This window comes from Donghicola sp. XS_ASV15 (genome assembly GCF_041224595.1).
Lineage (GTDB): Bacteria > Pseudomonadota > Alphaproteobacteria > Rhodobacterales > Rhodobacteraceae > Donghicola.
Map to the genome: position 1 here is coordinate 1 of NZ_JBGFGN010000150.1, position 20452 is coordinate 20452.

Sequence of the window (20452 nt, forward strand, 5' to 3'; positions counted from 1 at the left end):
CCTCACAGAATTGGCCTGACGGCCAATGCGCCTTGGACCGGGCTTGCTATATGAGGGCCGCACGCTCCAAGGCGCTCGCCCCAAACTGGCCGACTTTTGCTCCGCCACAATGGCCGAATTTTACTCCGCCGTTGACAGCTCTATACTATGCAAGCAGAGCGTGACCTGCATGATGGCTTGCTTGCGAGCTACGTTGCCAGCCCAGAGCCCGCACCGGCACCCAAAGCCGAAGGGCCCGCATCGAACTTCGATATGTTCGAGACACCTGCCGCAGCTCCTGCACCTGCTGCGGCAAAGGCAGAGGGACCGGATCTAACGGACATTCTGTTCTGATCAGAGCATCAGTTGGTCATCGCGCTTAGCACGGTGACAGGAACCATAGCGGCGGTTGCCATCAAGGCTGCCGCCGTTGCTGCGAATAGCCCATCACGCGTCAAAAGCGCGGTCGCAATCAAGAGTGTGGCAAGGCCCAAGATCGACGACGAAAAAGGGACCAGTTCCAGAAACGGCATAATCCCGCCGCATAGGATGCAGAGAAACTCCAGCAGCTTGCGCATCGGGCCGCGCACCATAAAGAGCAGCCGCCGCTCCGCCTTGTTGTCGAGCCAGTCTGCCGCCTTCCGCATCTTCAACAATGCCGCGCACATTTTCTCGCCGCTTACCGTTTGCCGCATAATGAAGTCCGGCAGCCACAAGTGATCAACGCCCCAGAACATTTGGGCAGAAACAAATGCGATGGTCAGACCACAGAGCGACGAGAACAACGGGATTCCGCTGAGCGGCGAAACGATCAGCAAAGCCACGGCCATAATCACCGATAGGAATGAGGTGGGGCCAAAACCTTCTATCACTTCGCGCAGGGTGACCTGCTGTTTCTCGGCATGCACAGAGAGCCGTTCGACCACGTCGCGCACGGGGCCGTTCGCACTCTCGGGTCGCAAGAATGGCCGAGGGAAATAAACGCGCGAGAATGCCTTGGGGGCCATGAGCCGCTCCAACAAATAAATGCGATGAAAAGGGGAGCAGCCTGTGAGGCCGCCCTCGAGCGCTCTTATTGTTGCGCTTCTTCAGAGGCACTGCTGATGGCTTGGCCAGCATCCTCGATGTCACGGCCGGCGCCCTCGATTGTCTGGCAAGCTGCCAAGCCGAACAGAACCAGAATTGTTGCTGTCACCTTGCTCGAGTTAAACATGAAAAACCCCTTCGTGTTTCGATATAGACTCGAACGCGAAGGGGGTGGTTTTGTTCCCGGATCAGGCTGCTTCGTCCTCGACATCTTGGTCATACATGATGTCAAACGTCACATGAATTCCGTAGCGTTCCGGCAGGTCCTCGATCTCGATCCGCCCCTGCAATTGCGAGGCAAACGACTGAATCAGGCTTCGGCCCAAAGATGGTTCATCCCGAATATCGGTCATCTTCTCCGAGCCTTTGGAGTTCACGATCGAAAAGCAAACCTCGTCATCGCCATTGTCCGCGAGAACCAGCGAAATCCAACCTTCACCGCCCTGCCCTGCGCCAGAGTATTTAACCGCGTTCGTAATCGCCTCGGTCACCAACAAGGAGAGTGGCACGGACTGCTCTGGCGTGATTTCGATAGGCGCGAAATTCGTGCTGATTTTGACGCGGCTATCACGGCGGTCCATGCCTCCGATGACGACCATCTGGCTGATAATATCCTCGAGCAACAAATCGGCTCGCACCATCGACAGCTTCCGCGCGGTATACAGGTAACGGTGTACAGCGGCCAACGCCATCACACGCTCTTGCACGCGGCGCAGCAGCCGCTTGGCCTCGTCGCTGCGGGCGTTGCGCACCTGCATATTCATGATGCTGCAAATGAGCTGGAGGTTGTTTTTCACACGGTGGTGAACCTCTTTCAGCAGGGTTGTTTTTTCGGTCAGGTCTTCGGCGCGTTGACGCTCTTGCTCGCTCAGGCGCTGAGCCATCTCGCGGAAGGCTTGTGCCACGGCTTCCAGTTCCTCGGGCGCGTTGTCCAAGCGGGCACTGCCAACCTCGGATCGGCCCGCCGCATAAAGGCGCATCCACACCCGAAGTCGATGAATATGGCGGATCACCAGTCGATGCGTGCCAAAATAGGCGACAAGAATCCCGATGCCCCACATCAGCAATGGAAAGTACAGCGCCATCACGCGACCCATCAACGGGAATGGCGCTATGTCTTCGGGTTCCCAACTGCCCATTACAAAGGCCTGGTCTTCCATGATTGGCACGACCGCAAACTGACGCTTCTCGGCGTTTTGGTTTGGACCAGTGTACAGCTGCCGGTTCGGCTGCACAAAATCGGACAGGGACCGCCCCTCGGGCAAGAACGAGACCAACTCCTCTTCGGTGAAGTCAGCAGCCAAGACCGCGCCAGTTGCATCAAAGATCACGAGGTCCACATCGTTAGATCCGCTCTGAAGCATGATGTTGGCCAGTGCGTAGGGGATCGAAATCCAGACATAGCCCTGACGTGCGCTCTGGGAACCAACTGGAACAGCGAGGCTAAGTGCCGCCTTGGGGCCCGTGGAGGTGTTGGACCAGAATTCCGCAGCAGGATCGCTCTGTTGGATCTTGGAATACATGTCGCGGCCAACGCGCATGATTTCATCTGTCGCCTCGGACGCGCAGGCAATGCGGCCAGAACTCGTGATGTAGCCTGCCATCGAGTATGTGTTGTCGCCTCGCACAAGGCTCTGCAGCACCCCGTTACACAGGTTGGCATCTTCGACCATCACGATCTCGGTTTCAGCCAAGGCTTTGGCGGCGCCAATCGCTTGCTGGATCAATTCGCGTTCCCGCGATGCAGCGCGTTCTGTCCGATCGAGAAGAACTGTCTCAGATAGGTTGTCAGACTCCTTCATCACTTGGGCGGTTTGATAGAAAGAAATTAACGCCAGCGGGAGGATCGCCAGCGTTAACACACCAATCAGGCGCAGCGCCAACCCACCGGTTGCACTGCGCCTTATCCCAAGCTTTGCATCCATCATGCGGCAGGCTTCCCCGAAAGAACCGCCATTGTTTTGCCGTCTGTCACCTCGAAGGTTTCGTTTTCATCGATCCCCATCAACTCGGCCAGACGTTTGCGCGCACGATTGGTCCGGCTTTTGATCGTGCCCACGGCGCACTCGCACATTTCGGCCGCTTCTTCGTAGGAAAAGCCTTCTGCCCCAACCAGTGTCAGCGCTTCGCGTTGCTCATCGGTAAGCTGCGCAAAAGCTGTCTGGAAGTCACGCATGGCCAAATTGCCATCGTGGCTAGGTTTTACAGAAAGTTGACCCGCCATTACGCCATCGGGGTCTTCGACCTCGCGGCGGCGCTTACGGTGCAGCGAGTAGTAGGTGTTTCGTAGAATGGTAAAGAGCCATGCACGCATGTTGGTACCCGGCTGGAAGCTATCGAAGTTCGACCAAGCTTTCACCAAGGCATCCTGAACAAGGTCATCTGCTGCCGCACCATTGCGCGCAAGACTCAGCGCAAAGGCACGCATCGCCGGCAGGTGGGTTACCAGTTCATCTCTGGGATCACTCATAGAAGCGCTCACGCATCAGCCTCGCTGTTCGGCTTGTCACCCTCTGCTTTGCGCAGCTGGTCGAGAAGCTGGGTGAAACGATCCGGCACGGGCTCGCTTGCGGCGGTTTGATAAACGCGGCGCAAGTTTTCGTCGATTTGCTCGTCCAACCGGTTTTTAGGCTTTTTGGACATCCTGTATGACCTATTAAATTTTTCACTCTGTCGGGAACCAAACTCCGTTCGTTGCATTAGGTTCCAAACAAGATCAGTTTTTTTGAGGACAGAATGACAAGCTCTGCAGCGCCCAACGACATTTCGACTACCATCGCAGCGGACCTCCCTTATCTGCGCCGCTATGCTCGTGCTTTGACCGGCACGCAGAGCACTGGTGACAAGTATGCAATTATCACACTCGAAGCGATCTTGGCCGATCCAGAGATTTTCGACCGCACCACTTCGCCCCGCGTGGCACTGTTTAAAGTGTTCAACTCGATCTGGATGTCGTCGGGTGCTCCTATCGAGCAAAGCGAAACGCCAGCTGGTCCCGAAGCGCGCGCCCAAATGCGCCTGTCCCGCCTGACTGCAAACACACGCGAAGCGCTTCTGCTTCAGAGCATCGAAGGCTTCACAGCCGACGAGATCGGCGAAATTGTCGGTGTCTCTGGCGAAGAAGCCGCGAACCTGCTCGAGATCGCGCGGGAAGAGATGAACAAAGGCATTATGGGCAATGTCATGATCATTGAGGACGAAGCGATCATCGCGATGGATATCTCGGAAATTGTTGCCCAGATTGGACACGAGGTGACAGGCATCGCGCGGACCAAAACTGACGCAGTCGAACTGGCGCGTCAGAGCCCGCCAGACATGATCCTTGCCGACATTCAACTGGCCGACAAATCTTCGGGCATTGACGCGGTGAACGAAATCCTCGCTGAACTCGGAGATCGTCCGGTTGTCTTCATCACAGCCTTCCCCGAGCGCCTGCTCACCGGCGAACGCCCCGAGCCGGCCTTCCTAATCACCAAGCCCTACTCCGAAGATCAAGTCCGCTCTGCGGTCAGCCAAGCGATGTTCTTTACAAGCACAGAGACTCTTCTCGCTTAAGTGATCACTTGATTTAGCAAAACGCCCCGGTGCTTCTGGCACCGGGGCGTTTTTTGTTGCGGGTAACACGTGCGATCACTCGGCAGCGATCGAACGAAGCATCCAAGCCGCTTTTTCGTGAAATGCAGAACGCTCGGTCGCCATGTCCTCGGTCACCGGGTCGCTCGACTTCTCGGAAAGCTCGACCAATGCATGCATGCGATGCGCGACACGTTCGTGGTCTTTGGACAGTTCTTCGACCATTGCGCGCGCGTCAGGCGTGCCCTCGGCATCCTTGATGACGGAACGTTCGCAAATTTCTGCGAGTGTCAGAGGGGCCAGCGCACCCAGAGCACGAATACGCTCTGCCAATTCATCCGCAGCCTCGAATAGGTTCTCGTACTGCTCTTCAGTCAAATGGTGCAACGAGTAAAACAGCGGCCCTTCGACGTTCCAGTGATAGGCATGAGTTTTGTACATCAGGCGGTAGGTGTCCGCCAAAACGTCTGCCAACCCTGTGGCCACAGCTTCGGGATCGCTGACGCCGGTGTTGATCTCTTGGGTTTGCGGTGTGGTTTGCAAAATATCTTTCATGTCTTTTCTCCCGTTAAAATCTTGTCGGAATTGCTCAAAAACAGGGGTGGGCGCGAGGTTAACCGCGCACCAGTCGAGCAATCAAAGTGACGACGAACAGCACAAGGAACAGGAAGAACAGAATTTGCGCGATGCCCGCCGAAGCAGACGCGATACCGCCAAAACCAAAGACTGCTGCAACCAGTGCAACAACAAAGAAAATTACGGCCCAGTAGAGCATTTTTTCATCCTTTCATGGAAAGCAATCAATCTGGCCAATCAACACTCAGCGCGGGAAATGGTTCCAGATTTATCGCCCCCAAAAGTTTTCAGAAGAAAAGTGTTCTGATTGGAACCATTTCAGCATCTGCGCGTTCTACCTCCGAACAATTTACTCACCGTATGAGGTTTCCAATGGCTACCCCCAAAACAGCACCCGACATGCAGGATCTTTCGGCTCAGATCGAAGCTTTGAAAGCGGACATCAGCGCGATTACATCGACCTTGACCGAGATGGGCACCGCACGCAAAGACGCCGCAGTTTCGAGCGCCCGTCAGCAGGCAGAGGACCTGAAGGCCGAGGGCTCACGCCAGTTGGAGATGGCTCAACTCACCGCCGAGGATTATGGCGCACAAGCCGCTGATGCGATCCGCCGCCAGCCAGCCACCGCCGTCGGCATTGCTGTCGCTGCCGGCTTCCTCGCAGGTCTGATGACTGGCCGCAAATAATGTCAGCGATGCTTCACAGCCTGCAGCACTCGGTACGCCGAGCGGCGGGACGCGCAGCGCTTTCTACACTTGCTGGACTGATGGTGGTTGTTGGGCTTGGATTCCTGACAACCGCCCTCTGGATTTGGATCGCCACCACGCACGGTTCGCTTTTCGCCGCCGCGATCATCGGAGCGCTCTATTTTGGCCTTGGACTGATCCTGTTGGCAGTCGGAATGCCCTCAAAGCGCCGACACTACCGGGCCCCTCCTCCGCCGATTGACCCAACGGCCGCCGTCATTGCCCAAGTTACCGAAGGGTTCCTGACAGGCATGAGAGCAGGCCGCGCAACGCGCCGCTAAGTCAGCACCTGCTAACAAAAAAAAGCCCCGCCAAAAGGCGGGGCAGTTCCCGTTTCGGGATTGGGACGAGCCAGTCAAAATCATAGGGATGAAGACCCTGACCGTGGCGGGTACAAGGGATACGCCCGCCGCTCGGAACATTAACGCACCAAACCCCGCTCTGGTTTCATTGATTTTGACATTTTTATCGACGCGACCGCGGACCTGCGATCAACCAGACAATAAAACCAACCACGGGAAGGAGCAGAACCAGCAGAACCCACAGCACTTTGCTGCCCGTTCCGCGGTTCGATCCAACGATTGAAATCAATGCCCAAATATCCAGGACCAGAATAATAAGTCCGCCGATTCCGCTGATTTCCAGCATCTCTTGTCTCCTATCAAAAACCGCCGAAACGCGGCAACAAACGCGCACGACATCGGAACCAAACCAAGCGCTTCACGTTGAGTATTGAATGCTTTCGCAGCCACAAGGTTCCCCCGATGCACATGCAGACTGCTCTCGAAGACACCGAAAATGAACGTGTGGCCACGCCCTCCAGAAGTGAGGATGTGTGCATCATTCTCAACCCAAAATCCGGTAAAAAGCAGACAAAGCCATCAGCCGAAGAGCTATGCAGAATGATGCAGCGGTCGTTCGGCGCAGACTGCACGGTCAAGCAAGTCGGAAAAAACGCATCACCCACAAAGCTTGCAAAAGATGCCCTACAAGAAGGCTACGGAACGATTGTGGCCGCTGGCGGAGACGGCACGATCGCCGGCGTGGCGGCCGCGCTCATGGACACGAATGCGACGATGGGTGTGCTGCCAATGGGAACATTCAACTATTTCTCGCGTGGACTGGGATTGCCAGAGGATTTGAACGGCGCCGTCGAAACGCTGGGACAATCAGAGCCCACACCTTTGCACGTAGGCTGCGCAAACGGCGAAATCTTTTTGAACAATGCGAGCCTTGGGGTGTATCCCCGCATTTTGCGCGAGCGCGAAACGCTCTATCAAAAGTGGGGCCGCAGTCGGATCACCGCATATTGGTCGGTGTTTCTGGGCCTCGCAGGGTTAAAGCGCCCCTATTCCCTGACCGTGACCGTTGATGGCGAGACCACGATCCATAAGAAAACGGCGCTGGCTTTCGTGGCGAACAGCTCCTACCAGCTCGAGGCCTTCGGGCTAGAGGGTGCAGACGACGTCAGACAAGGCAAGCTCGCGCTGTACCTGACCAACGCGCATAGCTGGCGCGAGATGGCAGCGCACGCCATGAACCTGTTCCGGAACACCACGGAAAAAGGGCGCGAGTTCGAGCTGCTGACCGGAGAAGACATCAAGATTACAGTCGAGAAGAAGAAACGCATGTGGATTGCCCGCGATGGTGAGAAAGAGCGTATGACCGCTCCGTTTCATTTCACCCTGCACAAGCGCGCTCTGAATGTGATGATGCCACCAAGCGCATGAAGACCCTCTACCACATCTCCGATCTACATTTCGGCAAAGACCGCCCCGAACTCATCGCACCGCTTCTGAAAGAATTGGAAAAGGCGGATGTCGTTTCTATCTCGGGCGATTTGACCCAGCGCGCGCGCTCCTCGCAATTCTTGGCGGCGCGGAACTTTATCGAGAGTATTCAAGCGCCGACACTCGTCGTTCCGGGAAACCATGACGTCCCACTCCACAACCCGATCCGCCGTTTTTTCACACCCTACCGAAACTACAAGCGCTTCGTGACACAGGATTTCTGCCCAGAAATTTCGTCACCTGAGATGACGATTATGGGCCTAAACACGGTGGCCCCATGGCATTGGCAACAAGGTTCCATTGCACACCGGCACATCCGGCGCCTTTGCCGACGCCTGCCCGAAGCACAGGGTTTGAAGATTTTGGTCGCACACCATCCCTTCGAACAGCCCCCAAACAGTTCAAAGAGCATGATGCGCGGCGCCCGCCAAGCCTTGGGGCGACTGGCCAATGCGGGTTTGGATATGGTGCTGACCGGTCATCTGCACCAGTGGCGCGATGACCCTTTTGTCGCCAAGGACAGCGGTCGCAACGTTATCCAGATCCATGTGGGCACAGGGCTTTCGTCGCGGCTCCGCAACGAGCGGAATGATTTCGCGGTGATCCGGACGGACGGGGATCAGGTAGAGATTACGCGCATGTCCGAAGCGGACGGGAGATTTAAGCCCGCTCTGACCCGCGCGTATCGCAGGTCAGAGCGGGGATGGCAAAGCGCTGACCAGAGCGGCTAAGAGTCAGTGGCAATTCAGCCAGCTTTACCAGAGTTGTCCTATTGGTCTGAATGTATACGGAAGAGCGTCTTTGCAAGTTTCAATAGAGTACAAAAATTTGAAAGCGCTTCTGACATTTTGAATGCTACGCGCAACTTTTGGCACCGGAACTAACAGCCGGAAAGAGAAAGCCCGACCTGTAGTGACAGATCGGGCTCGTCTTTAGAGAAAAGTCGGGAAGAGTCGCTTAGCTGATGCTCTGCGCCGTCTCTTGCCGATCGACACCCAGACGATAGACGACGACCAACGTGATGAGCGTCGAAACCAGAGTTGCGACAAGCACAAGCAGCAGGATCGAGACAAGCCCCTGAAAACCTACAATAATCCCGTAAACGACCAGAACGCTCAACGGGACGTGAATACCAACGAATGCGACCGCCATGAGTTGGAAGGTCACTTTATCAATTCCTTGAATAAGTGATTGCATTGCGGTGGTCTCCCTTGCTGTTATGAACCTACAAAGTTCCTAACGGACCATAGGCTCGCGAATGTATGATCAAGTCTCTCACGAAATCGCCCGCATGGCTACGGGGGAACGCGCGGCACTTGATCGTCTGTATAGAATAACCTCTGGCAAGGTTTTTGCGATACTTTTAAAAATTCTTCGCGATAGGGCTGACGCAGAAGACGCCTTACAGAACGTATACGTGAAAGCATGGCGTGGAGCGCCTCGTTTCGATCCATCACGGAGTGGCGAGGCGTGGATCGCGACCATTGCGCGTAACGTAGCGATTGACCATATCCGCAGCAGTCGGCGGAATGCGTCAGACTCCGAAGGATTAGACATGGTAGCCGACCCGGTGCAAACCTCGAGCGACCAGTGGCAAATGCGCAAAGATCTGGTACACTGTCTGGAGACATTGCCAGAAGAACAAGCTCGCGCCGTTGTCCAAGTCTACCTTCACGGCCTCTCTTACCAAGAGGTCGCTGATATATTGGGGTCACCGTTAAACACGGTTCGTACATGGCTGCGAAGAAGCTTGTTAAAGCTTCGTTCATGTTTAGGAGGCGAAGATGACGACGAATGATCGTCAAATCATGGCTGCTGAATTTGCGATGGGTTTGCTCGATAGCGACGCAGCCTATGACGCTGAGCGCCTGCGCCGAAGTGATCCCGACTTCGACGATGCCGTCTGGTGGTGGGAAGAACACTTGTCCGGAGCCATCTCTGGGGTGAAACCCGTGGCACCGCCCCGCAAATCTCTTGCGGGCATTCACGACACCCTCTTTGGCAAAGAGGTGAAGACACCGCAGACCAAACTGCGTTGGAAACCGATCGTGGGCGGCATTGTCAGCGTCAAAGCCGCTTTGCTGTCTGCTTACCTCGTATCGCGCGCAGTGAACACCGAGAGTTACGTGGTCGAAACGCGGTACGGCGAGGCGACAGTCAGTTGGAATGCGCGCGCCGGAACTCTACAGTTGCGTAGCGATGGCGCGACGACCCTGCACGCATGGAAGAAAACGGCTGATGGCTTCAGCTATCTTGGGGCGAACGGTACCAAGATCACGGCCGGTTTTGTTGCAGGGGATATTATTATCCTGTCTGCGGATGGCCCTCTCTCGGCGGCACCGGAACCGATTGGACAAACCGTCCTCGTACCAGAATAAGAAAGGGGCCCTTTGGCCCCTTTTTCAATTCCAGAGTGCGTCCATCTCATCGAACGCATTTCGCAGAGCTTGGCTCCATCCTTTGGAAAGCGCATCGAACTGTGGGTCATCCGCTTCAATTCGGCGATGGTCCGACACGCAGAATTCTTCGGCGCGCAAAACCGTAAGATCCAAGGGCATCCCGACCGACAGATTCGAGCGCGTAGTCGAATCCATAGAGAGCAGTGCGGCCGTCACCGCCGTCTTCAACGGTGTCTCGCGCGTTATCACACGGTCGATGATCGGCTTGCCGTACTTGTGCTCGCCGATTTGGAAGTATGGGCTATCTTCGGTCGCTTCGACAAAGTTGCCGGCCGCGTAAATGTGGAAAAGACGTTGACGCCCGCCCTTGCGCTGTCCGGCGACAATAATCGACGCCAAGGAACTCTCGCCCATCTGTGCCAATGCTGTGCCGTGACGCTGCTGGATCGTGCGCATCGCATCACCAACAATTTCGGCAACACGGAACATGGACTGCGCTGACAGCAGCGTATCGATCCCGGGCTGGGCTTCGTCGATATTTTCCTGCAACAGACCGATCACAGCTTGGGTGATTGCCAGATTACCAGCAGTCATCAAGCAGATCGCACGATCGCCTGGAATTTCCCAAGTAAAGCTCTTGCGGAACTTTGATATATTATCGAGACCCGCATTCGTACGGGTATCAGAAAGACACACGATACCTTCGTTCAGAAGCATCGCCAGACAGTAGGTCAAAGCAGTTCCTCCAGAGGGACAGACACTCCTTCAAGTATCCGTGCCTATCCCTGTCCACAAGAGGCTCTTTTTAAGGAGCGCATACCTCAATATTGCTAGCGTCGGCTGCGTCCTCTTCGGTTGCATCACGATCAACTTGGGAGAAAAAGCCGTAGCTCTCCCCTAGCGTGTTCGCCAGCTCGTTCGTGGCTACGATCATATCCGTCAGCCATTCGTGCAACCCGTAATCAATGATGGAATGCGCATCAGCTGTGCGCAATTTGTCGCGGTTTTCTCGTGCAATATCAGCGACCACGCGCTGCGCTTTGGTATGGACCCCAATATTGTCCAGATTGTCGCAGATCGCCTCATACGAGTACCGCAGGGAACGGGGCGACTGGCTGTTTACAACCAAAAGATCGACCACGCGCGGCGCGCTGATTTGCTCACGATACACATGTCGGAACGCACGCAGCGCGTTGGCTGCGCGCAAAATCTGCTGCCATTGTAGCAAATCGAGGCCCGCGCCCACTTCATCGGCCTTGGGCAACAGGACGTGGTACTTCACATCCAAGAGCCGCGCAGTCGCATCGGCGCGCTCAATATGCTTGCCTAGCTCGATGAACCACTGGCGCTCGTCGCGCAGCAGTGTCGAATTGATAGCGCCACGGAAGGTGAAGCTCGACGCCAAAACAGTTTCGATAAAGTCGACGTAGCGCCGCTCATCGACGTCAGCCATCGTCTTGGTCCGGAATTCCGCCCAAGTGCTATTTATCGCTGTCCATACCTCAGAGGTTATTGCGCCGCGCATGGCTCGCGCATTTTCTCGCGCGGCGTGGAAGCACGATAGGATGCTAGAAGAGTTTTCCTGATCAAAGGCCAAGTGATACGTTGCCTTCTCCCGATCAGCCTCTTCCAACCCCTCGCCAAAGGTCTCGCGGCAGCCCGCCGCGATGATAATTGATGGCCATTCCGTATTTCCGGCAGCCTCCGCGCCTGGCAGACCTTCGATCCGGCGGCCAGCGTCCAGCAAACGGGCGTTGTTTTCGGCGCGCTCGACGTAGCGCGACATCCAGTACAGTCCTTGTGCGGTACGGCTCAGCATTACAAACGATCCCCTCGCAAAACCCACGTATCCTTAACGCCGCCACCTTGGCTGGAGTTTACCACAAGCGAGCCCTCACGCAGAGCCACGCGGGTCAAACCGCCCGGAATGAGCTCTGTTTTGCCCTTACCCGAGATCACAAACGGGCGAAGGTCCACATGGCGCGGAGCGAGTCCTTCTTCGCTGAGCGAAGGGACGGTCGACAGTGCCAAGGTGGGCTGCGCGATGTAGTTACCGGGGTTCGCCTTGATCAGGCCTTCGAACTTCTCGATCTCGGCCTTGGTCGATTTCGGGCCAATCAGCATGCCGTAACCACCCGAACCGTGGACTTCTTTCACCACCAGTTCAGACAGATTATCCAGCACGTATTTGCACTCGGATTCGTCCGCACACTGCCACGTCTCTACGTTCGGCAAGATCGGCTCTTCGCCAAGGAAGAAGCGGATCATTTCCGGCACATAGACATAAGTTGCCTTGTCGTCCGCTACGCCCGCGCCAGGGGCATTGACGATGGTCACACCGCCGGCCGCATAGGCCCGCATCAGACCTGGCACACCCAGCATACTGTCGGGATTAAAGGCTTCGGGGTCCAAGAATGCATCATCGATCCGGCGATACAGAACATGGATTCGCTCTGGCCCGCGGATGGTCCGCATAAAGAGCATGTCGTTCTCGACGAACAAATCCTGCCCTTCGACCAGTTCGATGCCCATAATATCAGCGAGGAAGCTATGCTCGAAATAGGCCGAGTTATAGTGGCCAGGCGTCAGAATCGCCAAAGTGGGGCGACCGTCGCAATCGTCGGGGGCGACGGACTGCATCGCGGCGGCCAACATATCGCCATAGTGATCGACCGGACGAACCTGTCCGCTGCGGAACATCGACGGCATGATCCGCTGCATCACTTCGCGGTTCTGCAACACATATGAAATGCCGGATGGCGTGCGGCAGTTGTCCTCGAGTACGTTAAATTCGTCAGGTCCGGTACGTACCAAATCGACGCCAATGATATGCGAGAAGATGTCACCGACCGGCTGAATGCCCTGCATAATCGGCTCGTAGGCGGGGTTACCTTCGACCAGACGGGCGGGTATCTTACCGGCTTTGATAAACTCGCGCTTACCGTAAACATCGGTCAAAAAGGCGTTCAGCGCGCGAGCGCGTTGGATCGAACCGCGTTCAATCACGTCCCATTCGCTCGAGGAAAACACGCGGGGCATCAAATCAAACGGGATCAGTCGCTCGGGGTCTCCCCCCTCTCCGTACACCGCAAAAGTAATACCATTTCTTCGAAACAGACCTTCCGCCTCGTTCTGGCGAAGTCGCAGATCCTCAGCGGTTGTCGCCTTGGCCCATTCGGCCACATCGGCATATGCTGGCTTAATTCCTGCGCGGTCTTTCATTTCATCGTAATACGCGACCACATAACCCCCCAATAACTCTAGCTATCCAACTGTGAGTGGTGCAGGTTTACACCAGAACTTCAAGCGTATCGCATACCATTTGCTTACCAAACGTACGGACTGCCTAAAATTATGACAATTACTGTCTCGCTCAAACACCGCACCACTTACTCATATGACAAGCTGGTCGGTCTTGGGGCTCATATCGTCCGCCTGCGGCCTGCGCCTCATACGCGGACACCGATCAAGAGTTACGATCTACAGATCACCCCGTCAGATCACTTTATGAACTGGCAGCAAGATGCGTTCGCGAACTGGCAGGCCCGTCTGGCCTTTCCGGAGAAGGCCAAGGAGTTAAGCGTGACCGTCACGCTGGTTGCCGAAATGGTGGCGATCAATCCGTTCGACTTCTTCCTCGACGACTCTGCAATGGAAATGCCGTTCGAGTACGAGCGGGAGCTGCGCGTCGATCTGGCCCCCTATCTGGCGCAGGTCGATCAGGCGAACGACACAGCCGAGCACCGCGAAGCGTTTGAAAAGGTGATGAAGGATGCGCCCCAGCCCGAGGGCGTGACCATCGATTGGCTCGTGGCTCTGAACAGCTATCTTCAGCAGTCCATCGCCTATACCGTCCGCATGGAACCCGGAGTCCAGAAACCGGGCGAAACGGTCAGCAAAGCGCTCGGCTCTTGCCGCGACAGCGCATGGCTCATGGTCGCGATGCTGCGTCGTTTCGGGTATGCGGCGCGCTTTGTGTCCGGCTACCTGATCCAGCTTGCCGCGGACCTGAAGGCCGTGGATGGCCCCTCTGGGCCAGAAGAAGATTTCACCGACCTGCACGCGTGGTGCGAAGTGTACCTGCCCGGCGCGGGCTGGGTTGGGCTTGATCCGACATCCGGTCTGTTCGCAGGCGAAGGACATATCCCGCTGGCCTGTACGCCCTCGCCCTCGTCCGCAGCACCCATCACCGGCGCGCACGAACCGGCAGAGGTTGCCTTTGACTTCGAGATGTCGGTCACCCGCATCGCCGAACCACCGCGCATCACCCGCCCGCTCACCCCGTCGCAGTGGTCAGAAATCGACCGCGCGGGCAAGATTGTAGACAAAAAGCTACAAGAAAATGACGTGCGTCTGACTATGGGCGGCGAGCCGACCTTTGTGTCAGAAATGAACCGTGACGCCGACGAATGGACCATTGGCGCGGTTGGGCCGACCAAACGCGATTACGCCGACAGACTGATCCGCAAACTCCGCGACCGTTTTGCGCCCGGCGGTGTCATTCAGCACGGCCAAGGCAAGTGGTATCCCGGCGAGCCCCTGCCCCGCTGGGCCTTTGCGCTGATCTGGCGCGGCGATGGCAATCCTGTGTGGTCCGACATCAGTCGCATCGCCGAGGAGAAGCAGACCAATGCCGACCACAAGTCGGCCGAAAACTTTATGAACCACCTGACCCAAGCGCTTGATGTCGAGACCGAGGCAGCCATGCCTGCCTACGAGGATCCGCTCGAGTTCATGGAGATGGAGCACAAGCTGCCTGCCGACCTGTCGCCCGCTGACAACCGGCTGGAAAATCCAGTGGACCGTCAGCGACTGGCCCGCGTCTTTGACAAGGGTTTCAAAGACCCCGTCGCCTATGTCCTACCCCTGCAGCTCGCGCAGGCCGAGGACAAGCGCCCAAAGCGACGTTTCCGCTGGCAAGCCACCCGATGGACAACGCGACGCGGCCAAATTTTCCTGATCCCCGGTGACAGCCCAGCAGGTTTCCGTCTGCCTCTGACTGCACTGAACGCCTATCCGGCGGCTGATCCCGAAATGTATCGTGATCCTATGACCCAGCCCCGCGAGCTGGAGCCGGAAACCGAGAAAGACGTCGATAAAAAAGCCGAGGAAACCTTGCGTCAGATGCGCATCCGGTCCCAGCAGGATTGGGTCGGCTCTGGTTCGCTGGTTTCCTCGCCCGGCAACTACGCGCGCACCGCACTGTCGGTCGAACCACGTGATGGCAAGCTGACGGTCTTCCTGCCGCCGACCCCCTCGGGAGAGGCCTATATCGATCTGATCGAGGCGATCGAGGAAGCCTCGGCAGCCAGTGGCGAACCCATTCGCATCGAAGGCTACGAGCCGCCCCACGATCCGCGCCTGAACGTCATCAAAGTAACCCCCGACCCCGGCGTGATTGAGGTGAACATCCACCCTGCACAAAGCTGGGACCAACTGAGCGAGATCACCGAAGTCCTCTACGAAGAAGCACGTCAGTGCGGGCTGGATTCAACCACCTTCCAGATTGACGGCCGGCCCGTGGGCTCGGGTGGCGGCAACCACATCGTCGTGGGTGGCAACACCCCCGCGGACAGCCCGTTCTTGCGTCGCCCCGATGTTCTGGGGTCGATCATCCGCTATTGGCAGAACCACCCGTCGCTGTCTTACTTGTTCTCTGGCCTCTTCATTGGCCCGACCTCTCAGGCCCCACGCCTAGACGAGGCGCGGCACGATGCGCTCTATGAAATGGAGATTGCGCTCAAGGAACTGGACCGTCTGGGCCAAAACCCGCCCCTGTGGCTGGTGGACCGAATCTTCCGCAACCTGCTGGTGGACAGCACCGGCAACACCCACCGCGCCGAGATTTGCATCGACAAGCTCTACTCGCCCGACGGTCCCACCGGCCGCTTGGGTCTGGTCGAGTTCCGCGGGTTTGAAATGCCGCCCCATTGGCAGATGAGCATGGCCCAAGCCCTGATTATCCGCGGCCTGATCGCGTGGTTCTGGGAAGAGCCTTATCGCGGCTCGCTCAAACCGATGGGCACCCATCTGCATGACAGCTACCTGTTGCCGACCCCGCTATGGGACGACTTCAAAACTGTCCTGAATGACCTGTCCAATGCCCACGGCGTTCCGTTCGACATTGAATGGTACAAGGCGCAGCTAAACTTCCGCTTCCCCGTCGCGGGACAGTCCAAGGTTGGCGACACGACCATGACCATCCGCAACGCCATCGAACCTTGGCTCGTCCTTGGCGAAGAAGGCGTGCCCGGCGGCACCGCCCGCTACGTGGACAGCTCGGTCGAGCGAGTCGAGGTTCAGCTTCAGGATTTCGATGCCAGCCGCTATCAGCTGCTATGCAACGGGGTCGTTGTGCCGGTGACCAAGATGTCTGATGGCTCTCACGTGGCAGGCATTCGGTTCCGGTCGTGGCAACCGTGGAAAGCGCTTCACCCGACGATCCCCGCACATGGGCCCCTACGTTTGGTGATCTACGACCCCTACAATGGTGTCTCCGTCGGCGGCGCGACCTATCACACGTTCCACCCTGGCGGACGGTCGCACGACAATCGTCCGATCAACGCACTCGAGGCTGAAGGCCGTCGTATGGCGCGCTTCTTCCCGGGGGCGGACTTGGCGCCAGGCCAAACGCCATCATTCCTCGGCACGCATCCGGACTTCCCGATGACTCTTGATATGCGTCGCACATAATTTACGCAAAAGCGCCCATGAAATAATCACACCGCCAAGCAACCCGTTGTTTGGCGGTGATTTCACGCAAAGATGAGTGTCGCTTTGCCTAACAGACAGGCAGGACTCGCAGGACTGTCTGACAAAGTGCGAGTGCCATGCCTCCCGAAGCAAGCCCCCTCTCCATCGTGCTGGTTGAGCCGGACAAGAACCGCGCCCTCCAAATTATCGACAGCCTGAAGGCTGCTGGGAACTACGACATCCGCGTCATCGCCGAGAGTACAGGGCTGGCCCGCGCAGTCGCATCCTTTAATCCTGATGTGGTGCTGGTCGATCTGGCCAACCCCTCGCGCGATATCATCGAAGAGTTGTCCGTCGCCTCGACGCCGCTGGAGCGGCCGGTTGCCATGTTCGTGGACCAGTCCGACGACGCCATGACCAAGGCCGCGATCGAGGCGGGTGTCTCTGCTTATGTAGTGGATGGGCTGCGTGCGGATCGGGTCAAGCCGATCCTTGATGCCGCGATCACCCGCTTTCACATGTTCAGTCGTGTCCGCAAAGAGCTGGAGACAACAAAGCGCGCCCTCGAAGAGCGCAAAGTCATCGACCGAGCCAAAGGCTTGCTGATGAAGGCCCGCGGGATTGATGAAGATGCTGCATATAGCCTTCTGCGCAAGACCGCGATGGACCAGAACAAGCGTGTGGTCGATGTCGCCTCTGCCCTTGTTACAGCAGCGGGGCTTCTGGGATGAGAAAAGCTGAGCTCAGTCTGGGGTATATACCGCTCGTGGATTCCGCGCCCTTGCTCGTGGCGCAGGAAATGGGGTTCGCCGCACAAGAGGGGCTGGATTTGAACCTCGAAAAGGCGCCGTCTTGGTCCAGCCTTCGGGATATGGTTGCGTTTGGGCGCGTCCACGCCGCCCACATGCTCGCCCCTGTCCCTGTTGCCTTGGCGCTGGGGCTTGGAGGCGCGCTGCCGCCCCTGCATGCAGCGATGACCACTTCGGTGAACGGCAACGTCATTGGCGTCAGCATTTCGCTGGCGGAAAAGATGCGTAGCAACGGCGCGACGCTCGACTTCCGCGATGCGACCAGCATCGGCCATGCAATGATGAAGTCCAAGGCCGAGCGCCTACGGATCGGTGTGCCCTTCCCATTCTCTATGCACGCTGAGCTGCTATATTACTGGCTCAGCGCACTGGGGTATGCTGCCCCACAAGGGCTAGAGATCAGAACGGTCCCGCCGCCACTGATGGCGAACGCTGTGGCGAGCGGAGAGATTGATGCGTTCTGCGTGGGCGAGCCATGGGGGTCGATCGCAGTGGAACGCGGGTACGGGGAATTGATCCTACCCACCTCTGCGATCTGGAACTTTGCGCCTGAAAAGATCCTCGCTATGCGCAAGGATTGGATTTCGGAACGCCCCGAGTTGGCCCAGCGGTTGACCCGCGCGGTCTGGCGCGCCGGCCGTTGGCTGGCCGACCCCGAAAGCCACACCACGGCTACAGAATTACTCAGCCGAAAAGACGTACTGAACGTTTCACGTGAAGTCATCGACCGCACCCTATCCGGTCAGTTGATCGTGAATCAGCGCGGCGAGGAAAGGCACGTCCCCAACTTTATCGAGTTCCACAAAGGCACGGCAACCTTCCCATGGAAGTCCCAAGCCGCATGGATCGGATACCGCATGGCGACGCGCCTTGGCTTTGAGCCTTCGGGGGCAATGAGCGCGGCCCGCGACGTGTTCCGCACTGATCTTTACCGCAGAGCATTGGCCGAAACGACCGCGGCTCTGCCTGGAGCCTCCGAGAAAGTCGAGGGGGCCATCGACCAAGCAGAACCCGCTGCGAGCGCAAAAGGCACTTTGATTCTTGAGCGGGACCGTTTTTTTGATGGCGCGATTTTCGACCCCTACAAGGAAGACCGCTCATGAATTGTGCAACTGCGGCATTCCTGGGAAATAATCTGCGGCAAAAAGGAACGTTCTGAATATCAGGCCTTCCAGACTCACCAAACAAGGCCCAGTAATGATCCCAGATGCAGCAAAGACGCTACGTCTGATACAGAATTCTCCCATTGATCGGGAAAATCTTTGAGCAAAGCCGCTCGACCCGTCGCGATCCTCCCTTCGCGATGCGTGTCAGCGGCTTTTTGCGTTTTGCCGGAACGAACGGCACCTACCAACAGAGGAAGTAAAGAATGAAGAAATTCGTGATGGCCCTCGCTGCGAGCACCGCCCTGACCGGCGCGGCCTACGCACAGAGCATGGACCTCGAGAAAGACGAACTGACCTTCGGCTTTATCAAGCTGACTGACATGGCGCCCCTCGCGGTAGCATACGAACAGGGCTACTTCCTTGACGAAGGTCTGTTCGTCACTCTGGAAGCGCAAGCGAACTGGAAAGTTCTGCTGGACGGCGTGATCGACGGCAAACTGGACGGTGCGCACATGCTGGCCGGTCAGCCTCTGGCGGCGACCATCGGTTTCGGCACCGAAGCCCACATCATCACCCCCTTTTCGATGGACCTGAACGGCAACGGCATCACCGTTTCCAATGAAATCTGGGAAGAGATGAAGCCCAACATCCCCGTTGGCGACGATGGCAAGCCCGTACACCCCATCAGCGCGTCGGCTCTGAAGCCCGTTGTCGAGAAGTACAAGTCCGAGGGCAAGCCCTTCAACATGGGCATGGTTTTTCCCGTTTCGACCCACAACTACGAACTTCGCTACTGGCTGGCAGCAGGTGGTCTGGAGCCCGGTTACTACAGCACCGACAACATCTCGGGTCAGATCGCAGCAGACGTCCTGCTGTCCGTGACTCCTCCGCCCCAGATGCCCGCGACCCTCGAGGCCGGCACCATCTACGGTTACTGCGTGGGTGAGCCTTGGAACCAGCAGGCCGTGTTCAAAGGGATCGGCGTTCCGGTCATCACCGACTACGAACTGTGGAAGAACAACCCCGAGAAGGTTTTCGGCATCACGAACGAGTTTGCCGAAGAGTACCCCAACACCACCAAAGCGGTTGTGAAGGCCCTGATCCGCGCGGCCATGTGGCTGGACGAGAACGACAACGCCAACCGCCCCGAAGCGGTGGAAATCCTGTCGCGTCCTGAATACGTCGGCGCTGACTACGACGTGATCGCGAACTCGATGACCGGCACCTTCGAATACGAAAAAGGTGACAAACGCGAAGTTCCCGACTTCAACGTGTTCTTCCGTTATAACGCGACCTACCCCTACTACTCGGACGCAATCTGGTACCTGACCCAGATGCGCCGCTGGGGCCAGATCGCCGAAGCCAAGCCTGACAGCTGGTACGACGAAGTCGCGAAGTCGGTCTACAAGCCCGAGATCTACCTCGAAGCGGCCCGCGCGCTGGTCGACGAAGGTCTGGCAAACGAAGCTGACTTCCCCTGGGACAGCGACGGCTACAAATCCGCGACCCCTGCCGAAGACATCATCGACGGCATTCCCTACGACGGCAAAGCGCCTAACGCCTACCTCGAGAGCCTGCCCATCGGCCTGAAAGGCGACCAGAAAGTCGTTGGCACCGAAATCCAAGGCTAACTCCTGAAACTTCAGGGGGCGTTCATCGCCCCCTGCTTTTCTCCCTGTCCACTCATTCCTCTT

24 protein-coding genes are annotated in these 20452 nt (G+C 57.3%); 12 read left to right on the forward strand and 12 right to left on the reverse strand.

What is annotated here, in order from left to right:
* Positions 1-147: 147 nt before the first annotated feature.
* Positions 148-333, forward strand: coding sequence for a hypothetical protein (locus tag AB9K37_RS12355; RefSeq protein ID WP_369839123.1), 186 nt, complete (start codon positions 148-150; stop codon positions 331-333).
* An 8-nt stretch (positions 334-341) separates the two neighbouring features.
* Here AB9K37_RS12355 and AB9K37_RS12360 read toward each other — a convergent pair whose 3' ends face one another.
* The 5 genes from AB9K37_RS12360 to AB9K37_RS12380 form a co-directional block, all read right to left on the reverse strand.
* Complete coding sequence (locus AB9K37_RS12360; protein ID WP_369839126.1) at positions 342-986, reverse strand: exopolysaccharide biosynthesis protein; 645 nt, start codon at positions 984-986, stop codon at positions 342-344.
* A 65-nt stretch (positions 987-1051) separates the two neighbouring features.
* Complete coding sequence (locus AB9K37_RS12365) at positions 1052-1192, reverse strand: entericidin A/B family lipoprotein (RefSeq protein ID WP_369839129.1); 141 nt, start codon at positions 1190-1192, stop codon at positions 1052-1054.
* Positions 1193-1253: 61 nt separating this feature from the next.
* Positions 1254-2993, reverse strand: coding sequence for a sensor histidine kinase (locus AB9K37_RS12370; RefSeq protein ID WP_369839132.1), 1740 nt, complete (start codon positions 2991-2993; stop codon positions 1254-1256).
* Entirely contained in the window at positions 2990-3535 is a 546-nt protein-coding gene (locus AB9K37_RS12375; protein WP_369839135.1) for an RNA polymerase sigma factor, read from the reverse strand. Before AB9K37_RS12375 ends, AB9K37_RS12370 begins: the two co-directional genes overlap by 4 nt.
* Positions 3536-3543: 8 nt before the next feature.
* Positions 3544-3708, reverse strand: a complete 165-nt coding sequence (locus AB9K37_RS12380; RefSeq protein WP_369839137.1) for a NepR family anti-sigma factor — start codon at positions 3706-3708, stop codon at positions 3544-3546.
* Positions 3709-3801: 93 nt separating this feature from the next.
* Here AB9K37_RS12380 and AB9K37_RS12385 point away from each other — a divergent pair, with 93 nt between their 5' ends.
* On the forward strand, positions 3802-4620 hold the full coding sequence (locus AB9K37_RS12385; protein WP_369839140.1) for a response regulator: 819 nt from the start codon (positions 3802-3804) through the stop codon (positions 4618-4620).
* A 75-nt stretch (positions 4621-4695) separates the two neighbouring features.
* Here AB9K37_RS12385 and AB9K37_RS12390 read toward each other — a convergent pair whose 3' ends face one another.
* Complete coding sequence (locus AB9K37_RS12390) at positions 4696-5193, reverse strand: Dps family protein (protein WP_369839143.1); 498 nt, start codon at positions 5191-5193, stop codon at positions 4696-4698.
* A 58-nt stretch (positions 5194-5251) separates the two neighbouring features.
* Positions 5252-5413: a DUF1328 domain-containing protein gene (locus tag AB9K37_RS12395; protein WP_106267607.1), complete on the reverse strand. Its 162-nt coding sequence runs from the start codon at positions 5411-5413 to the stop codon at positions 5252-5254.
* A 173-nt stretch (positions 5414-5586) separates the two neighbouring features.
* On the opposite strand from AB9K37_RS12395, the gene AB9K37_RS12400 reads away from it, so the two are divergent.
* The gene (locus tag AB9K37_RS12400) at positions 5587-5901 is read left to right on the forward strand and encodes a YqjD family protein (protein ID WP_369839146.1); all 315 of its coding nucleotides are present in this window, start codon (positions 5587-5589) and stop codon (positions 5899-5901) included.
* Positions 5901-6242, forward strand: coding sequence for a phage holin family protein (locus AB9K37_RS12405; protein WP_369839148.1), 342 nt, complete (start codon positions 5901-5903; stop codon positions 6240-6242). The genes AB9K37_RS12400 and AB9K37_RS12405 overlap by 1 nt, the downstream gene beginning before the upstream one ends.
* A gap of 184 nt (positions 6243-6426) precedes the next feature.
* Here AB9K37_RS12405 and AB9K37_RS12410 read toward each other — a convergent pair whose 3' ends face one another.
* Entirely contained in the window at positions 6427-6609 is a 183-nt protein-coding gene (locus AB9K37_RS12410; RefSeq protein ID WP_369839150.1) for a PLDc N-terminal domain-containing protein, read from the reverse strand.
* A gap of 122 nt (positions 6610-6731) precedes the next feature.
* Here AB9K37_RS12410 and AB9K37_RS12415 point away from each other — a divergent pair, with 122 nt between their 5' ends.
* Positions 6732-7691, forward strand: a complete 960-nt coding sequence (locus AB9K37_RS12415; protein WP_369839222.1) for a diacylglycerol kinase family protein — start codon at positions 6732-6734, stop codon at positions 7689-7691.
* The gene (locus tag AB9K37_RS12420; protein ID WP_369839153.1) at positions 7688-8482 is read left to right on the forward strand and encodes a metallophosphoesterase; all 795 of its coding nucleotides are present in this window, start codon (positions 7688-7690) and stop codon (positions 8480-8482) included. The genes AB9K37_RS12415 and AB9K37_RS12420 overlap by 4 nt, the downstream gene beginning before the upstream one ends.
* 226 nt (positions 8483-8708) lie before the next feature.
* On the opposite strand, the gene AB9K37_RS12425 is transcribed toward AB9K37_RS12420, so the two are convergent.
* Entirely contained in the window at positions 8709-8948 is a 240-nt protein-coding gene (locus tag AB9K37_RS12425) for a hypothetical protein (RefSeq protein WP_369839156.1), read from the reverse strand.
* Positions 8949-9042: 94 nt separating this feature from the next.
* Between AB9K37_RS12425 and AB9K37_RS12430 the strand changes: the two genes are divergently transcribed.
* Together AB9K37_RS12430 and AB9K37_RS12435 are read left to right on the forward strand one after the other, a co-directional pair.
* Positions 9043-9549: a sigma-70 family RNA polymerase sigma factor gene (locus AB9K37_RS12430; RefSeq protein ID WP_369839225.1), complete on the forward strand. Its 507-nt coding sequence runs from the start codon at positions 9043-9045 to the stop codon at positions 9547-9549.
* On the forward strand, positions 9536-10129 hold the full coding sequence (locus tag AB9K37_RS12435) for a hypothetical protein (RefSeq protein WP_369839158.1): 594 nt from the start codon (positions 9536-9538) through the stop codon (positions 10127-10129). The genes AB9K37_RS12430 and AB9K37_RS12435 overlap by 14 nt, the downstream gene beginning before the upstream one ends.
* A 24-nt stretch (positions 10130-10153) precedes the next feature.
* Here the strand turns inward: AB9K37_RS12435 and AB9K37_RS12440 are convergent, their stop codons facing one another.
* The 3 genes from AB9K37_RS12440 to AB9K37_RS12450 all read right to left on the reverse strand — a co-directional run bounded on the left by AB9K37_RS12440 (position 10154) and on the right by AB9K37_RS12450 (position 13372).
* Positions 10154-10885 (reverse strand): peptidase, encoded by a 732-nt coding sequence (locus tag AB9K37_RS12440; protein ID WP_369839161.1) that lies wholly within the window; start codon positions 10883-10885, stop codon positions 10154-10156.
* A 70-nt stretch (positions 10886-10955) separates the two neighbouring features.
* The gene (locus tag AB9K37_RS12445; RefSeq protein ID WP_369839164.1) at positions 10956-11969 is read right to left on the reverse strand and encodes an alpha-E domain-containing protein; all 1014 of its coding nucleotides are present in this window, start codon (positions 11967-11969) and stop codon (positions 10956-10958) included.
* Positions 11969-13372 (reverse strand): circularly permuted type 2 ATP-grasp protein, encoded by a 1404-nt coding sequence (locus AB9K37_RS12450; RefSeq protein ID WP_072709906.1) that lies wholly within the window; start codon positions 13370-13372, stop codon positions 11969-11971. The genes AB9K37_RS12445 and AB9K37_RS12450 overlap by 1 nt, the downstream gene beginning before the upstream one ends.
* 132 nt (positions 13373-13504) lie before the next feature.
* On the opposite strand from AB9K37_RS12450, the gene AB9K37_RS12455 reads away from it, so the two are divergent.
* From AB9K37_RS12455 to AB9K37_RS12470, 4 genes are all read left to right on the forward strand, one after another.
* Entirely contained in the window at positions 13505-16843 is a 3339-nt protein-coding gene (locus AB9K37_RS12455; RefSeq protein ID WP_369839166.1) for a DUF2126 domain-containing protein, read from the forward strand.
* A 137-nt stretch (positions 16844-16980) separates the two neighbouring features.
* Positions 16981-17574 (forward strand): ANTAR domain-containing response regulator, encoded by a 594-nt coding sequence (locus tag AB9K37_RS12460; protein ID WP_369839169.1) that lies wholly within the window; start codon positions 16981-16983, stop codon positions 17572-17574.
* Positions 17571-18755, forward strand: coding sequence for a CmpA/NrtA family ABC transporter substrate-binding protein (locus tag AB9K37_RS12465; protein WP_369839172.1), 1185 nt, complete (start codon positions 17571-17573; stop codon positions 18753-18755). Before AB9K37_RS12460 ends, AB9K37_RS12465 begins: the two co-directional genes overlap by 4 nt.
* A 266-nt stretch (positions 18756-19021) precedes the next feature.
* The gene (locus AB9K37_RS12470; protein WP_369839174.1) at positions 19022-20389 is read left to right on the forward strand and encodes a CmpA/NrtA family ABC transporter substrate-binding protein; all 1368 of its coding nucleotides are present in this window, start codon (positions 19022-19024) and stop codon (positions 20387-20389) included.
* The last annotated feature ends 63 nt before the right edge of the window (positions 20390-20452 follow it).

Excerpts from the sequence above, each read along its gene's own strand:
- AB9K37_RS12355 (WP_369839123.1), top strand. The coding sequence starts at position 148 with ATGCAAGCAGAGCGTGACCTGCATGATGGCTTGCTTGCGAGCTACGTT.
- AB9K37_RS12360 (WP_369839126.1), bottom strand. The coding sequence starts at position 986 with ATGGCCCCCAAGGCATTCTCGCGCGTTTATTTCCCTCGGCCATTCTTG.
- AB9K37_RS12365 (WP_369839129.1), bottom strand. The coding sequence starts at position 1,192 with ATGTTTAACTCGAGCAAGGTGACAGCAACAATTCTGGTTCTGTTCGGC.
- AB9K37_RS12370 (WP_369839132.1), bottom strand. The coding sequence starts at position 2,993 with ATGATGGATGCAAAGCTTGGGATAAGGCGCAGTGCAACCGGTGGGTTG.
- AB9K37_RS12375 (WP_369839135.1), bottom strand. The coding sequence starts at position 3,535 with ATGAGTGATCCCAGAGATGAACTGGTAACCCACCTGCCGGCGATGCGT.
- AB9K37_RS12380 (WP_369839137.1), bottom strand. The coding sequence starts at position 3,708 with ATGTCCAAAAAGCCTAAAAACCGGTTGGACGAGCAAATCGACGAAAAC.
- AB9K37_RS12385 (WP_369839140.1), top strand. The coding sequence starts at position 3,802 with ATGACAAGCTCTGCAGCGCCCAACGACATTTCGACTACCATCGCAGCG.
- AB9K37_RS12390 (WP_369839143.1), bottom strand. The coding sequence starts at position 5,193 with ATGAAAGATATTTTGCAAACCACACCGCAAACCCAAGAGATCAACACC.
- AB9K37_RS12395 (WP_106267607.1), bottom strand. The coding sequence starts at position 5,413 with ATGCTCTACTGGGCCGTAATTTTCTTTGTTGTTGCACTGGTTGCAGCA.
- AB9K37_RS12400 (WP_369839146.1), top strand. The coding sequence starts at position 5,587 with ATGGCTACCCCCAAAACAGCACCCGACATGCAGGATCTTTCGGCTCAG.
- AB9K37_RS12405 (WP_369839148.1), top strand. The coding sequence starts at position 5,901 with ATGTCAGCGATGCTTCACAGCCTGCAGCACTCGGTACGCCGAGCGGCG.
- AB9K37_RS12410 (WP_369839150.1), bottom strand. The coding sequence starts at position 6,609 with ATGCTGGAAATCAGCGGAATCGGCGGACTTATTATTCTGGTCCTGGAT.
- AB9K37_RS12415 (WP_369839222.1), top strand. The coding sequence starts at position 6,732 with ATGCAGACTGCTCTCGAAGACACCGAAAATGAACGTGTGGCCACGCCC.
- AB9K37_RS12420 (WP_369839153.1), top strand. The coding sequence starts at position 7,688 with ATGAAGACCCTCTACCACATCTCCGATCTACATTTCGGCAAAGACCGC.
- AB9K37_RS12425 (WP_369839156.1), bottom strand. The coding sequence starts at position 8,948 with ATGCAATCACTTATTCAAGGAATTGATAAAGTGACCTTCCAACTCATG.
- AB9K37_RS12430 (WP_369839225.1), top strand. The coding sequence starts at position 9,043 with ATGGCTACGGGGGAACGCGCGGCACTTGATCGTCTGTATAGAATAACC.
- AB9K37_RS12435 (WP_369839158.1), top strand. The coding sequence starts at position 9,536 with ATGACGACGAATGATCGTCAAATCATGGCTGCTGAATTTGCGATGGGT.
- AB9K37_RS12445 (WP_369839164.1), bottom strand. The coding sequence starts at position 11,969 with ATGCTGAGCCGTACCGCACAAGGACTGTACTGGATGTCGCGCTACGTC.
- AB9K37_RS12450 (WP_072709906.1), bottom strand. The coding sequence starts at position 13,372 with ATGAAAGACCGCGCAGGAATTAAGCCAGCATATGCCGATGTGGCCGAA.
- AB9K37_RS12455 (WP_369839166.1), top strand. The coding sequence starts at position 13,505 with ATGACAATTACTGTCTCGCTCAAACACCGCACCACTTACTCATATGAC.
- AB9K37_RS12460 (WP_369839169.1), top strand. The coding sequence starts at position 16,981 with ATGCCTCCCGAAGCAAGCCCCCTCTCCATCGTGCTGGTTGAGCCGGAC.
- AB9K37_RS12465 (WP_369839172.1), top strand. The coding sequence starts at position 17,571 with ATGAGAAAAGCTGAGCTCAGTCTGGGGTATATACCGCTCGTGGATTCC.
- AB9K37_RS12470 (WP_369839174.1), top strand. The coding sequence starts at position 19,022 with ATGAAGAAATTCGTGATGGCCCTCGCTGCGAGCACCGCCCTGACCGGC.